Origin of the sequence: Streptococcus sanguinis, assembly GCF_050234405.1 — a bacterium.
GTDB lineage: Bacteria > Bacillota > Bacilli > Lactobacillales > Streptococcaceae > Streptococcus > Streptococcus sanguinis_W.
The window spans coordinates 191891-205966 of sequence record NZ_CP092117.1; the positions used below are offsets into that span (position 1 = coordinate 191891).

Here is a 14076-nt window from a genome sequence, read left to right on the forward strand (position 1 = left end):
TGTTATCAGTCCATTTCTGGGAAAAGTTTAGCCAGTATTTTAGGGGTGATGCTTTGTCCCGGCCCCTCAGCACAATAGGTGTGCATATACATAGAGGGGTTGAAGTTGAGCTCGATGCAGGTGCAGTTAGGATTTTCCTTTGTGGAAATAGCAGAGCTATCAGGGATGATCAGGTCAACGCCACAGGCCCAAGCTCCCATAGCCTTTGCCATGTCCGCAGCAAGTTCCTTATAAGATGGGTGCATGCTGTCTGTGACGTCAATCGAGTCTCCGCCAGTGGAAATGTTGGAATTGCGCCGCAAGTCAACCTTGACCCCAGCAGGCAGGATATCGTCGGGTCCATAGCCTTGCTGGTCCAGCATGAGCAGTTCAATGTCCCCCAGTTCAATGATTTCGAGTGGTGAACGATGGTCTCGCCCGCGCAGAGGATTGTCATTTTTGATGGCAACCAATTCTCTCACAGTATGCTGACCGTCTCCGACGACATTGGCCGCCACTCGCAAGAGGACTGCCTCACACTGACCGTCTAAGACAAAGAAACGGTATTCCGTTCCAGCGATAAATTCTTCGACTAAGACGGCAGCGTCTTCTGAAAAAGCGATCTCCAAAGCCTTGCGATAAGCTTCCAGACTAGCTGGTTCTTGGAAGATAGAGATGCCCAGTCCGAAGTTGGTTGACTTAGGTTTGACGACAATTTGTCGGTTCTTAATCAAAGGGTAATAGGCCAGTCCATCCTCTAGGGAAGAAAATTCTGCTCCAGCCGGAACAGGAAAGTCAGCTGCAGCCAAAATCTTTTTGGTGACTGTTTTATTGGCCATAGCTAGAGGGATGACATAGTTATCCTTGGAGGTCATATTGCCGTTCTTGACATACTCCACATGGTGACCATGCCAAAGCTTGAGAAATTGGTCATTTTCATCTAAAATTTCAACATTCAGGCCCTTTTGAATAGCATCAAAGAGCAGCATCTGGGTGGATAGTTCCATATTTTCGTATCCTTTGAGGGCATAAGGAGCAGTCCAAGCGTAGCGGTGATATTCCTCTGCTTTTTCTAGTCCAAATGTCATTAAGGAATCATGCTGGATATGAGGCAGGAGCTGACCAGATAGGGTTAGCTGAGGATTCAGAAGTGCTTCTTTAAGTTGCTGAAGCAAGGTTTGGTAGTATGTCGGCAGTTCAAAATGCTGGATGAGCTCTTCCATGGCTTGGAGAAGGGCTGAGCTGTCTGCTTCATCGGGCAGGGTAGTCAGCGGATGGCTACAAGCAATTTTTTGGTTCAAGTCGTGGGCAGCTTTTAATGCAGTATCAACATTTTCTACATCATCGAGCCAGAGCAGGCTCAGTAAAAAGAGATGGACAGTATCTAAGGTTTCCTGGCTAATGCCTAAATGGTCAAAAGGATTGAGGTCGAAGCAGCGAAATTCCAGATAAGTAATTCCTTGCTCCAGATAGGCACGATTGTGCTTCTGTCCACGGAAGCGAACGGCTGAGTAAAATTCTTTTTCAGCGCTGAGCTCGCCTGACTGAACGTAGTTTTCAATATCAGTTACATATTGCTTCAAAGAAGCGTAGGATACCTGAATATTCTCGTAATTGACATAGCCGTAGTCGCTGTTGCGGAAAGAGCGGATGGGCTGGGAAATGTCCTGACTGTAGAAGCCAGCTTCTGCTAGAGGAGCAGCACCGTAGAGATAAGTTAAAATCCAGCGAAAGCGCAGAAAGTTTCGAGCCAGCTTGAGATAGAGGTCATTTTTAAAGTCCTTGAGCGAATGATAGGAGCTGGCTTGAAAGAGAGCGGTGACCAGATCTTTCCCTAGCTCCATGTTATAGTGGATGCCGGAGATGGCCTGTAGTTTTTTACCATATTTTTTCGCTAAACCCTCTCGGTAGTGGCGTTCATAGTCGTTTTCCAGATGGGCGATGGCAATCTCTTCTTCCGTCAGCTGTGGTGGCATGGATAGAGGCCAGAGGCGTTCATTCTGGTCAATCGAGCGACCAGCCACATCGCTGATAGCTCCCAGTAAGCGTCGTGCTTCTTTAGTCGAGTGAGCAATAGGTGTAATTAGTTCCAGTTGTTGCTCGCTGAAGTCTGTTTGGATGGTCGGGTGGAAATTGCGGGAACCCAGCTGACTCGGATGAGCAGTTTGAGCTAAGTGTCCATCAGTTGTCACCCGTAGGTTTTCCCTTTCCAGACCAAAGGTCGCTTGGAGAATGGGGCTTGCTGTATCCAGTTTCTGAAGTAATTGATTAATCGTCATCGTTTCACCGTCCTATGGTAGTAATTTTAGTCTATTACAAACGGAAAAAGAAAACAAATTTCCGCTACGACTTTACAAAAATTCCGAACTTTTATTTTTAATAAACTAACAAATTTCAGAAAATACAGATTTTTTGAAAATTTAATTCGTTTTCAAAAGGGAAAAAGCAAATCAAGAATGGGTCCCACCTTGAAAAATTGTTAAATTTTTCATATAATGAGGTATAAAATATAATCGCAGGTGAGATTCCTGCCTGCTTTTCAAGAAAGGAAGAGCTGCTTCAGCTCAGACAAAATTATGACATCAGTAGTTGTTGTAGGAACCCAGTGGGGAGATGAAGGAAAAGGGAAGATTACAGACTTCCTTTCAGCCAATGCCGAAGTGATTGCCCGCTATCAGGGTGGTGACAATGCCGGCCATACTATCGTGATTGACGGCAAGAAGTACAAGCTGCACCTGATTCCGTCAGGGATTTTCTTCCCAGAAAAAATTTCTGTAATTGGAAATGGAATGGTGGTCAATCCCAAATCTCTGGTCAAAGAATTGAACTACCTGCATGAAGAGGGTGTGACGACGGATAACCTTCGTATCTCTGATCGAGCGCATGTCATCCTACCATATCATATCGAGCTGGATCGCCTGCAGGAAGAAGCAAAAGGTGACAATAAAATCGGAACGACAATCAAGGGAATCGGCCCTGCCTATATGGACAAGGCTGCTCGTGTTGGTATCCGTATCGCTGACCTTTTGGATAAAGATATTTTCAGAGAGCGCTTGAAGCGTAATTTAGCTGAGAAAAACCGCCTCTTTGAGAAATTATACGATAGTACAGCAATCAGCTTTGATGATATTTTTGAAGAATACTATGAATATGGTCAGCAAATTAAGCAGTATGTGACCGATACCTCTGTCATCCTCAACGATGCGCTGGACCAAGGCAAGCGAGTGCTCTTTGAAGGGGCTCAAGGTGTCATGCTAGATATTGACCAAGGTACTTATCCCTTTGTAACTTCTTCTAATCCAGTTGCAGGGGGAGTGACTATTGGTTCCGGTGTTGGTCCGAGCAAGATTGACAAGGTGGTTGGTGTCTGCAAGGCCTACACCAGTCGGGTCGGAGATGGACCATTCCCAACAGAGCTTTTCGATGAAGTAGGTGACCGCATTCGTGATATCGGCCACGAATATGGGACTACCACTGGCCGTCCGCGTCGGGTAGGCTGGTTTGACTCGGTTGTCATGCGCCATAGCCGCCGTGTCTCAGGGATTACCAATCTTTCGCTTAACTCCATCGATGTTTTGAGCGGTCTGGATACAGTCAAGATTTGTGTAGCCTATGACTTGGATGGTCAGCGAATAAACCATTACCCCGCTAGTTTGGAACAGCTCAAGCGCTGCAAGCCGATTTACGAAGAGCTGCCAGGCTGGTCAGAGGACATCACTGGTGTCCGCAGTCTGGAAGACTTGCCAGAAAATGCCCGCAACTATGTTCGCCGAGTGAGTGAGCTGGTTGGTGTTCGTATTTCTACCTTTTCAGTCGGCCCTGGCCGCGAGCAGACCAACATCTTGGAAAGCGTCTGGTCAAATTTATAAAAAAGTCAGCACAAGAAAATTGCTTCTTGTGCTTTTTTGTAGGAAAATTTAATATTAAGACTCATTTAAGATATATATTTTATACTAACAGCATAAACAAAGACCTCCTAACTTTGTTTAAAAATCCTAAACTTTTTTCATAATAATCTCCTGAAAGTCACCCCAGTGGTGGCTTTTACTTTTTCTGAGAAGTGCGACAGGCTTGTGGTATAATGAGATAGACGACTACAGATTTAGAAAGACAATGATGAATTATACGATTGAAGAAAAAGAAGTATTTATGCGGGAAGCTTTAAAGGAGGCGGAGATTGCCCTAGCTCATGATGAAATTCCTATCGGCTGTGTCTTGGTTAAAGAAGGTAAGATTATCGGCCGCGGTCACAATGCACGTGAGGAGCTGCAGCGGGCTGTTATGCATGCGGAGATTATGGCTATCGAAGAGGCGAATCGGCATGAAAATAGCTGGCGCTTGCTGGATACAACGCTTTTTGTGACTATTGAGCCATGTGTCATGTGCAGTGGAGCGATAGGTTTAGCGCGCATACCCCATGTTGTTTATGGGGCAGCAAATCAGAAATTTGGAGCAGCTGGCAGCCTCTATGATATTTTGACAGATGAGCGTCTTAACCACCGTGTAGAAGTGGAGGTAGGTGTCCTCCAAGAAGAGTGCGTTCAAATCATGCAGGATTTTTTCAGACAGAGAAGGAAAAAATAAAATTAGCCAAAATCAAAAGTTTGTGTTATACTAATTAATGGAGCAACAGTTTTGCGTGAAGCGGGTCAGGGGAGGAATCCAGCAGCCCTAAGCGAAGTAAGCTGTGTGCTCTTTTCTATTGCTCTTAATGAATCAAGCCTGAAAGGCGCAGATGAATTTTAGAGCAATGGATGCAGTTTTTCCCATAAGGGGAAAATCTGTAAACCTTATAGAGTCTTTTAGTGAATTAACTCCAAAGGACGCAAAAGAACTTAGGTATATTGACGTAGTTTGAGCGAAGCGAGAACGAGGTTCCAATGTTGAATGAATTAAGTCTGCAAGGCGTAGATGAATATTGGAGTAGTGAATCTAGTTCGAACGGACCTGAAATGAATTCAGCTGACATCCAATCTTAAGAAGCATATTGGCTTTCTTGTCAATCGAAAATATTCTTCTTACATAAGGCTAAAATTTGCCGACTTACGCAAACGATTGCTTTCAGATGGCTACTAGGATTAGCTCATTTATAAAAAATTAAATTGGAAGCGTTTTAAAACAATAAATTACTTGCTAAATAAGTATGAAAGCGATATGATAGAGTGGAATAAAAAATGGAGGAATATCATGTCACATATTAAATTTGATTATTCAAAAGTTTTAGATAAATTTGTTGCCCCACATGAAGTGGAGTACATGCAATCACAAGTAACAGCAGCAGATGAATTGATCCGCAAAGGAACTGGTGCTGGCAGCGACTTTTTGGGTTGGTTGGACCTTCCTGAAAATTATGATCGCGAAGAATTTGACCGCATCTTGAAAGCTGCTGAGCAAATCAAGTCAGATAGCGATGTCTTGGTTGTGATCGGTATTGGTGGATCTTATCTTGGTGCCAAAGCAGCTATCGACTTCTTGAACCATCACTTTGCAAACTTGCAAACAAAAGAAGAACGCAAAGCCCCACAAATCCTTTACGCTGGAAACTCAATCTCATCTACTTACCTTGCTGACTTGGTAGAGTACGTTGCAGACAAAGACTTCTCAGTAAACGTGATTTCTAAATCAGGTACAACAACAGAACCAGCTATCGCTTTCCGCGTCTTCAAAGAACTTTTGGTGAAGAAATATGGTCAAGAAGAAGCCAACAAACGTATCTACGCGACAACTGACCGCCAAAAAGGTGCTGTTAAGGTCGAAGCAGATGCTAACGGTTGGGAAACATTTGTGGTTCCAGATGACATCGGTGGACGTTTCTCAGTATTGACCGCAGTTGGTTTGCTTCCAATCGCTGCATCAGGTGCGGACATCAAAGCCCTTATGGAAGGTGCGAATGCAGCTCGTAAAGATTACACTTCAGACAAACTTTCAGAAAATGAAGCCTACCAATACGCAGCCGTTCGTAACATCCTTTACCGCAAAGGCTACGCAACTGAAATCTTGGTAAACTACGAGCCATCACTTCAATACTTCTCAGAATGGTGGAAACAATTGGCTGGTGAGTCAGAAGGGAAAGATCAAAAAGGTATCTACCCAACTTCAGCAAACTTCTCAACTGACTTGCACTCATTGGGTCAATTTATCCAAGAAGGAACTCGCATCATGTTTGAAACAGTTGTCCGTGTTGACAAACCACGCAAGAACGTGATTATCCCTAGCTTGGAAGAAGACCTTGACGGACTTGGTTACCTTCAAGGAAAAGATGTTGACTTTGTAAACAAAAAAGCGACTGACGGTGTTCTTCTTGCCCACACAGATGGTGATGTACCAAACATGTACGTGACACTTCCAGAGCAAGATGCCTTCACTCTTGGCTACACTATCTACTTCTTTGAATTGGCCATTGCCCTTTCAGGTTACTTGAATGCTATCAACCCATTTGACCAACCAGGTGTTGAAGCCTACAAGAGAAATATGTTTGCCCTTCTTGGTAAACCAGGATTTGAAGAACTGAGCAAAGAATTGAATGCACGTTTGTAATACGAAACGCAGCCTCCCTTAGGGGAGGTTTTTTGATTGAAAGAATAATTTATGTTATAATATTGTAAAATTTGTCATTATTTTTCAATGTTTTCGCAATATGACAAATCAATAAAATTTATAAGGAGAAAACCATGTCAGATAAAGATGGTCAAGGCCAAGTGCAAGGAGCTTGGCAAGAAAATCAAACTAGCCAGCCATTGCAAGGGAATTTCCAGCAGATTCAGCCGCAAGGATTACCTGATAAGAAAGGCAATATCGGAAAAGTCATAGGACTTTCAATTTTTGCTCTCATAATTGGTCTTTTGATTGGCAGCGGTTCAGCTTATTTTATCGGCAAGCAGGCACAGACAAATAAGGATATTCAAAGGATTAAACGTCTGAGTAAGGCTCAGGAAGAAGCCAAAGACAAGAGTGACAGCTTTACTACAGACGGGCAGTCGGTTCAGTTTAATTGGACTTTGAAAGACTTGGGACGGTTGAGCTACACAAATGATGAGGGATTAGGTCTGACGGCTGATCAAATCGTTGAAACTTATGGCTTGGCTAGTTCAGCAGAATATGATCGTAATCGTCTGTTACTCCGATGGGGCCCTTCTGTCAGGGATAAGGAGCAAAATATTTCTTTTCAATTTGATAAAGTTGACCAGAACTACTATCTGAGACAAGTGGTAGTTGGAGATTCTTTTAAAGAATATAGAAAAGGGAAGGAAACGACAGATTGGAGCGTATTATCTCCCAAAGACCTTGAACGTTTGAAAGAAGGAGACAAGGAAACGGGTGAAGGAGGAACAGCTTTATCAGAGGTCCTGAAGAAGCATCCTGTTCCGTCAGAAATTGTCATCACAACCGAACGTGATGTGGATAATAAGATTATCTCCAACCGTCTGATTGCTGAGGTGACTTATAAAACAGAAGATGGTTATGAATACCTATTGTTTGTAGGCCAGCCAGATGGAAATTTCTTATATATAAAGTCAGAGGAAATGTAAGTTTTTAGTTATTTAGTTTATCTTTTGTAACTGACTGCTTTCAAAGCATTTCGTTATTAAAAGAGAACTGATAAGACTATTGGAAATAAACAAGAAAGAGGAAAGAAGATTGACAGAACAGCAAACACAGCATTCTTTTGAGCCTTCAAGGAATGCTCAGTCGCAAGAGGAATTCCCGCATCATTTTCAACCTCAGCAAGGCCATGTTTCAAGTCCGCAGGGACCAACTCCGCATTTGACCAAGAATAAATCCTGGAAAGGAATCCTGATAGGCGGAGCCTTGCTTTCTCTTGGTCTTGGACTAATCGGAGGGGGAATCTGGGGATTTAGAATGGGAGTAGCGGATGTCATCAAAGGGGAATATCCTGTGCTCCATCCTTTGGCAGATGCTGGGGAATCAAAGAGAGATCAATCAGATCAGTACATTGACCCTGATACTACAGAGTTCAAGTGGGATATTGATAGTTTGTCAGAGTTACGATTCAATACTATTCAGACAGATACGAATGGTACTTCTGTGGAAGATATTCTTGATAAATATGGCAAGGCTCTAAAAGAAGAAATCTCTCGTGACAGCCTTGATTTAGAGTGGGGAACGCTTCAAAATTCTGATGATGAGGAGGACTGGCCAATTTATTATACAGATCAAACCGCTTCTCTGGCTTTTGAGAAGAAAAAAGATGGTTTCTATCTGAATAGCCTTCATATCTATAATATTCGCTTTGAAGGAAGCAAACATAATGCTGAGGACGAAGCGATGGCGGCTGATTACTTTGAAAAATTGAAAAAAGGCGATGCAAAGACTGGTAAGGATGGCATTTCCTATAAGGAAGTTTTTAAGGAATATGGCAGTCCGAGGAGTATCTCTATTCGTGTAGATGAAGATTTCAGTGAGGATACTAGTCAAACCATTATGGAGGTGGCTTATGACGCTCCTAATGATGGTACTTATAGGTTGTTCTTCGTTCAGCAGGAGGACGGAAACTATCTTTTGTCCACTACTGCCAATAAATAAAACAGAACTCAAATAATAAAAGGAGAAACGATGTCAGAACAAAATAAACCGCAGGAACAAACTTTAGAAGGTTTTGCTCCGTATCCACAGCAAGTCCAGTCATCAGACTCAGGACATTTTGTAGCTAACTCGACAGAGGGGCAGCCTTTCCCAACAGAAGGAGGCAGTCCTGAAATGCCGAATCCTAATCAAGATTTTGGTATTCAGCAACCCATTTTTAACGCTCCTCAAAAACAGATGCCTCAGCAGGATAATTGGGGAAATCCCGCTTTTCAAGAAGCAACGCCTCAGGGATTTAATCCAGCTGGTCAGAACTTTGCCGGACCAAAGCAAGCTGCAAACTTCGCTGGCCAGCCAAGTCCAGAGCCCAAGAAAAATAGTACGGGCAAGCTGATAGGATTTTTAGGAATAGGCCTGGCAGCGGGACTATTGCTAGGGGGTCTTGGTGGCTACTTCCTAAATGATTTTATGGGTGGGGGAAGTGTGCCAAGTCTGTCTCGAAAGGGACATCAAAGCGATGTTGCTTCTTTTGTGGCTCCGTCAAAAGAGGATGTGTATGAGTGGGAAGTGAAAGACCTTGAAAAGCTGAGCATTGTTAGTGCGGATGATGAAGGATTGACCCCTGAACAAGTAGTCAAAGATTTTGGCTTGGCCAGCAGTGTGACGTTTCAGGAAGAAGGGCTCTCATTGTCTTGGTTACCTGACTCTAGTTATACCACTCTGACCTTTATGAAACACGAGGATGGTAGCTACCATCTTCAGGGTATGAGTATTATGCCCGGCAGTGACGACTATGATAAAAAGGTATCTGGCCAGATTACGGAGAACTTAAAGACGGGTGATGCGGAAACAGGCGAGGGCGGTTCTTCCTTTAAAGAAGTAATCAAGGAATACCCAGAATATCAACATATCTCAGTTTATGGGGATGGTGAATCAGAGCCGAAGATGCTTGTAAACTATGAAACCTCTTCAAATAAGGAGATAACTTTGACTTTTATCCGTCAGGAAAATGGACAGTACCTATTGAGTAATCTTTCTAAATAGAATAAACGAATAGGAGTTCTTGTCTTACAAGCTAGAAGCTCTGAATGGTACGCAAAAGATCAAAATGACCATTGATGCTAACACTGGGAACATTTTGAACGAAAGATTAAATAATATTGTTGGTATATAGTTCGGAATTGCTTTATTGGGCGCGGACGAGAGTTCGTGTCTTTTTACAATCTGTATCTCATGTAGAGAGTCTTATAGGAGTTTTGCAATCCCCTTTTTTGTGTTATAATATTGTCTAATCAAGCTTCTTGGTTTACTTCAATTGTTCTTCAAGTTGTTGGAGATTGAGGAGATAAACAAACTAAAAGGCTAAATCATTCACGAATCGAGGGAAAAATCATGTCTGCTACTAAAATGAACGCTCAAGAAATTATCAAATTTATCGCTGATGCCAAGAAAAAAACTCCGGTCAAGGTAACCTTTGATGGAGAATTGCACGGATCAATCCCTTGGTCTGTTGTGAAGTTAGGCAATGTTCTTTTTGGGGATTGGGAAGAAATCAAGCCACTCCTAGTGAACTTAGAGGAGAATAAGACCTATGTCGTAGAGCAGGATGCCCGCAACTCAGCGGTGCCGCTTTTGGACAAGCGCGATATCAATGCCCGTATTGAGCCGGGCGCTATTATTCGTGACCAAGTTGAAATTGGCGACAATGCTGTCATCATGATGGGGGCAGTCATCAATATCGGTGCAGAAATTGGTGCTGGAACTATGATTGATATGGGTGCCATTCTGGGTGGCCGAGCTATTGTCGGCAAAAATAGTCATATTGGTGCTGGTGCGGTTCTGGCGGGGGTCATTGAGCCTGCTAGTGCTGAGCCAGTTCGGGTCGGAGACAACGTGCTGATTGGTGCCAATGCGGTTGTAATCGAAGGTGTACAAATTGGCAGTGGTTCCGTTGTTGCGGCTGGTGCGATTGTGACCCAAGATGTTCCAGAGAACGTAGTGGTTGCTGGTGTTCCGGCAAGAGTTATCAAGACTATTGACGAGAAGACCCAGCAGAAGACAGCTCTGGAAGACGCACTTCGCACACTTTAATATTGCATAAACAAGAGTGCCGCGCCCGAAGTTGATTGGGTGCGGTCCGACTTTTATCTGGTTTGACAAGACCATAAAGGAAAGAAACGATGCTTGATTATCTAAAAATTCGCCGTGATTTACACCAGATACCAGAAATCGGTCTGGAAGAATACAAGACCCATGCCTACCTGATGCAGGTCATTGATGGCCTGACAGCTGGCCTAGACTTTGTGGAAATTCGAACTTGGCGGACGGGTATTTTGGTCTTTATCAAGGGAAGTTCACCGGATAAGACGATTGGCTGGCGGACAGATATTGATGGTCTGCCGATTGTGGAGGATACAGGACTGGACTTTGCCAGTACCCATGCAGGTCGGATGCATGCCTGTGGACACGATATGCATATGACGGTGGCTCTTGGCCTACTGGAGAAAGCTGTGAGCACTCAGCCCACCCATAATCTACTCTTTCTCTTTCAGCCTGCTGAGGAAAATGAAGCTGGCGGTATGCTCATGTATGAAGACGGTGCCTTTGGCGACTGGCTGCCAGATGAGTTTTACGGTCTCCATGTGCGACCAGACCTCAAGGTCGGCGATATTGCCACTAACAGAGGAACGCTTTTTGCTGGTACCTGTGAAGTCAAGCTGACCTTTAAGGGGAAGGGAGGCCATGCGGCCTTTCCTCATGAAGCCAATGATGCTTTGGTGGCGGCTAGCTACTTTATCACCCAGGTGCAGACCATTGTCAGCCGCAATGTCGATCCTATCGAGGGGGCGGTTGTGACCTTTGGTTCGCTCCATGCTGGCACGACCAACAATGTCATCGCAGAAACGGCCTTTTTGCATGGCACCATTCGGACTCTGACTCAGGAGATGAACATCTTGACTCAGAAGCGCTTACGGGAAATAGCAGAGGGCCTAGCCCAAAGTTTCGGTCTGGAATTGGACTTGGAGCTTAAACAAGGTGGCTACCTGCCTGTGGAAAATCATCCTGGCTTAGCAGACGAATTGATGGACTTTTTCCAGAAGGAAGAAGGAGTGGAGCTGATTGATATTGCGCCGGCTATGACAGGCGAGGATTTCGGTTATTTGCTCAGCAAGGTCAAGGGCGTCATGTTCTGGCTGGGAGTGGATAGTCCCTATGCCCTCCATCATCCCAAGATGACACCGGACGAGGCAGCACTGCCTTTTGCTATTGAAAAGATTGGGAAATTCCTAGATTATAAAATCAACGAAAGATAAGGAAAGGGTGGACGAGCTGCATGAAAAAAGAGCTGAGACAAACTGTACTGAACCAGATGAAGAAACTGTCAGGAAAAGAAAAAGAACAGGCAGATAGCTGGCTGACCCAGCACTTGCTCAGTTCAACAGCTTATCAAAACGCTCAGGTTATCGCTACCTACCTTTCTATGCCGCATGAAGTCTCAACTGCAGCCTTTATCAAGCAGGCTCAGTTGGACGGCAAGCGGGTTTTAGTGCCCAAAACCTATGGCCAGGGTCGGATGATATTTGTGGATTATGATGAAAGCCACCTGCAAAAAAGCTCTTTTGATCTTATGGAGCCGATAAGTGAAGAGGCTGTGGACAAGACAGAAATTGATCTGATTCATGTGCCGGGTGTGGTTTTCAATTCTCAAGGCTTTCGGATCGGTTACGGCGGTGGCTACTATGACCGTTATCTGGCTGATTTTGCAGGAGCATCCATCAGCAGCATCTATAGTTTTCAAAAATCTGATTTTGAGCCTGATTATCACGATATAGCAGTAAAGGAAGTGTTGACTTATGAACTACATCTATGATAAAAAATATCCTGTGACCAGTGTTTTGTTAATTCTAACAACACTTGTCTTTGTGGGGATGCTGATTTTACGTGGCTTTTCTTATGCTGAAGCACAAACGGTCTTTGAATTTGGAGCAGTGTATTCTCCAACTATTATCATGAATCCCATTCAGATATGGCGTCTCTTTTCTGCTATCTTTGTGCATATTGGCTTGGAGCACTTTGTGGTAAATGTTATTACTCTTTATTTTATTGGACGGCAGGCAGAAGATATTTTTGGCTCGCGAAATTTCTTTCTGCTTTATATGATGTCAGGCCTGATGGGAAATATCTTTGTCTTCTTTTTCAGTCCGGATACTCTGTCAGCAGGAGCCTCTACAGCCTTGTTTGGACTTTTTGCCTCTATCGTGACCCTGCAATATGTCGTTCGCGACAGCTATATTCAGCAGCTGGGGCAGTCTTATATGACCTTGATTGTGGTCAATATCATCTTTAGTTTCATGCCTGGCATCAGTCTGGCTGGGCATTTGGGTGGTTTGATTGGTGGTATACTCTGCGCGGTCATTCTTCCTGTCAAAAGCTCAAGCAATGCCTTTAAACCTACTCAGCGCTGGCTAGTCCTATTTGGTTATCTAGCCTTGGCTGCCCTTCTGATTTTTCTTGGCTTTCATCATTCCTTGATTTAATGAATCTTTAGAAAATAACTGATGAAATATCAAAAAAAGAGGTTGGGAACCTCTTTTTTATAGATAAAATTTTATTTTCAAAGTTAGTTGTTTGAATCAATTATTTTTTACTTTGTTTTTTCTCTAGTTTATGACCTAAGTCAATGATATACTGCTTCAAGGAGTCTTTGACCTGCGGATGCTTGAGGGCGTAGTCGATAGAAGTCTTCATAAAGCCGAACTTGTCACCGACATCATAGCGATCACCTTTGAATTCGCGAGCGAACACGCGCTGCGTCTTGTTAAGAGTATCAATCGCATCGGTCAGCTGAATCTCATTTCCAGCACCTGGCTCTTGCTTTTCCAAGATTTCAAAAATTTCTGGTGTCAGAAGGTAGCGGCCGATAATAGCCAAATCACTCGGTGCATCTTCAGGCTTTGGCTTTTCGACAAAAGTTTCCACGCTGTAGAGACCTTTGACACCTTCGCCTTGAGGGGCAATCACACCATAAGAGGAAACTTCATCATGAGGGACCTGCATGACAGCGATGGTAGAAGCATGAGTAGCCTCGTAGTCATCAATCAACTGCTTGGTCAGTGGCACAGTCTTATCATTGGTGATATCCATGAGATCATCGCCCAGCATGACAACGAAAGGCTCGTTTCCTACGAAAGCCTTAGCCTGAAGGACAGCATCTCCCAGTCCGCGCGGATGGCTTTGACGGATGAAGTGTAGACCGATACCAGTGGTTTCGTCAACCAATTTGAGCAAGTCGTCTTTACCCTTTTCTTTGAGGTTGTATTCCAATTCAAAGTTTGAGTCAAAGTGGTCTTCGATGGAGCGTTTTGACTTACCTGTGACAACTAGAATATCTTCAATTCCAGATTTGAGAGCTTCCTCAACGATAAACTGGATGGTTGGCTTGTCAACAATCGGCAACATTTCCTTAGCTAGAGCTTTGGTAGCTGGCAGGAAGCGGGTTCCGAGACCAGCTGCAGGGATGACGGCTTTCTTAACTTTTGACATAATTATTTC

At 43.9% G+C, this 14076-nt stretch carries 12 protein-coding genes and 1 other RNA gene; 11 read left to right on the forward strand and 2 right to left on the reverse strand.

Annotated elements, in window-relative coordinates:
• Positions 1-5 precede the first annotated feature (5 nt).
• The gene (gene gshAB, locus MFP28_RS01045; protein WP_002907851.1) at positions 6-2258 is read right to left on the reverse strand and encodes a bifunctional glutamate--cysteine ligase GshA/glutathione synthetase GshB; all 2253 of its coding nucleotides are present in this window, start codon (positions 2256-2258) and stop codon (positions 6-8) included.
• A 297-nt stretch (positions 2259-2555) separates the two neighbouring features.
• Between gshAB and MFP28_RS01050 the strand changes: the two genes are divergently transcribed.
• From MFP28_RS01050 to MFP28_RS01100, 11 genes are all read left to right on the forward strand, one after another.
• Complete coding sequence (locus MFP28_RS01050) at positions 2556-3848, forward strand: adenylosuccinate synthase (RefSeq protein WP_002907852.1); 1293 nt, start codon at positions 2556-2558, stop codon at positions 3846-3848.
• 244 nt (positions 3849-4092) lie between these two features.
• Complete coding sequence (tadA, locus tag MFP28_RS01055) at positions 4093-4563, forward strand: tRNA adenosine(34) deaminase TadA (protein ID WP_002907853.1); 471 nt, start codon at positions 4093-4095, stop codon at positions 4561-4563.
• 28 nt (positions 4564-4591) lie between these two features.
• Positions 4592-4690: signal recognition particle sRNA small type (ffs, locus tag MFP28_RS01060), an RNA gene on the forward strand.
• Positions 4691-5166: 476 nt separating this feature from the next.
• The gene (locus MFP28_RS01065; RefSeq protein ID WP_032911308.1) at positions 5167-6516 is read left to right on the forward strand and encodes a glucose-6-phosphate isomerase; all 1350 of its coding nucleotides are present in this window, start codon (positions 5167-5169) and stop codon (positions 6514-6516) included.
• Between the two features lie 134 nt (positions 6517-6650).
• Entirely contained in the window at positions 6651-7508 is an 858-nt protein-coding gene (locus MFP28_RS01070) for a hypothetical protein (protein ID WP_002907855.1), read from the forward strand.
• Between the two features lie 79 nt (positions 7509-7587).
• The gene (locus MFP28_RS01075) at positions 7588-8523 is read left to right on the forward strand and encodes a hypothetical protein (protein WP_002907856.1); all 936 of its coding nucleotides are present in this window, start codon (positions 7588-7590) and stop codon (positions 8521-8523) included.
• A gap of 30 nt (positions 8524-8553) precedes the next feature.
• Positions 8554-9567 (forward strand): hypothetical protein, encoded by a 1014-nt coding sequence (locus tag MFP28_RS01080; RefSeq protein ID WP_002907858.1) that lies wholly within the window; start codon positions 8554-8556, stop codon positions 9565-9567.
• Between the two features lie 348 nt (positions 9568-9915).
• Positions 9916-10614, forward strand: a complete 699-nt coding sequence (gene dapD / locus MFP28_RS01085; protein WP_002907860.1) for a 2,3,4,5-tetrahydropyridine-2,6-dicarboxylate N-acetyltransferase — start codon at positions 9916-9918, stop codon at positions 10612-10614.
• A gap of 89 nt (positions 10615-10703) precedes the next feature.
• Positions 10704-11837 carry an N-acetyldiaminopimelate deacetylase gene (locus tag MFP28_RS01090; protein WP_002907862.1) on the forward strand — a complete coding sequence of 378 codons (1134 nt, stop codon included), beginning with the start codon at positions 10704-10706 and terminating at the stop codon, positions 11835-11837.
• Positions 11838-11857: 20 nt separating this feature from the next.
• A complete protein-coding gene (locus MFP28_RS01095; RefSeq protein WP_002907864.1) occupies positions 11858-12394 on the forward strand; it encodes a 5-formyltetrahydrofolate cyclo-ligase in 537 nt (178 codons plus the stop codon).
• Positions 12378-13061 carry a rhomboid family intramembrane serine protease gene (locus tag MFP28_RS01100; RefSeq protein WP_002907866.1) on the forward strand — a complete coding sequence of 228 codons (684 nt, stop codon included), beginning with the start codon at positions 12378-12380 and terminating at the stop codon, positions 13059-13061. The genes MFP28_RS01095 and MFP28_RS01100 overlap by 17 nt, the downstream gene beginning before the upstream one ends.
• A gap of 100 nt (positions 13062-13161) precedes the next feature.
• Here the strand turns inward: MFP28_RS01100 and galU are convergent, their stop codons facing one another.
• Entirely contained in the window at positions 13162-14067 is a 906-nt protein-coding gene (gene galU, locus MFP28_RS01105; RefSeq protein ID WP_002907868.1) for a UTP--glucose-1-phosphate uridylyltransferase GalU, read from the reverse strand.
• Between the last annotated feature and the right edge of the window lie 9 nt (positions 14068-14076).

Excerpts from the sequence above, each read along its gene's own strand:
- MFP28_RS01065 (WP_032911308.1), top strand. The coding sequence starts at position 5,167 with ATGTCACATATTAAATTTGATTATTCAAAAGTTTTAGATAAATTTGTT.
- MFP28_RS01080 (WP_002907858.1), top strand. The coding sequence starts at position 8,554 with ATGTCAGAACAAAATAAACCGCAGGAACAAACTTTAGAAGGTTTTGCT.
- MFP28_RS01090 (WP_002907862.1), top strand. The coding sequence starts at position 10,704 with ATGCTTGATTATCTAAAAATTCGCCGTGATTTACACCAGATACCAGAA.
- gshAB (WP_002907851.1), bottom strand. The coding sequence starts at position 2,258 with ATGACGATTAATCAATTACTTCAGAAACTGGATACAGCAAGCCCCATT.
- tadA (WP_002907853.1), top strand. The coding sequence starts at position 4,093 with ATGATGAATTATACGATTGAAGAAAAAGAAGTATTTATGCGGGAAGCT.
- MFP28_RS01070 (WP_002907855.1), top strand. The coding sequence starts at position 6,651 with ATGTCAGATAAAGATGGTCAAGGCCAAGTGCAAGGAGCTTGGCAAGAA.
- MFP28_RS01100 (WP_002907866.1), top strand. The coding sequence starts at position 12,378 with ATGAACTACATCTATGATAAAAAATATCCTGTGACCAGTGTTTTGTTA.
- dapD (WP_002907860.1), top strand. The coding sequence starts at position 9,916 with ATGTCTGCTACTAAAATGAACGCTCAAGAAATTATCAAATTTATCGCT.
- galU (WP_002907868.1), bottom strand. The coding sequence starts at position 14,067 with ATGTCAAAAGTTAAGAAAGCCGTCATCCCTGCAGCTGGTCTCGGAACC.
- MFP28_RS01095 (WP_002907864.1), top strand. The coding sequence starts at position 11,858 with ATGAAAAAAGAGCTGAGACAAACTGTACTGAACCAGATGAAGAAACTG.
- MFP28_RS01050 (WP_002907852.1), top strand. The coding sequence starts at position 2,556 with ATGACATCAGTAGTTGTTGTAGGAACCCAGTGGGGAGATGAAGGAAAA.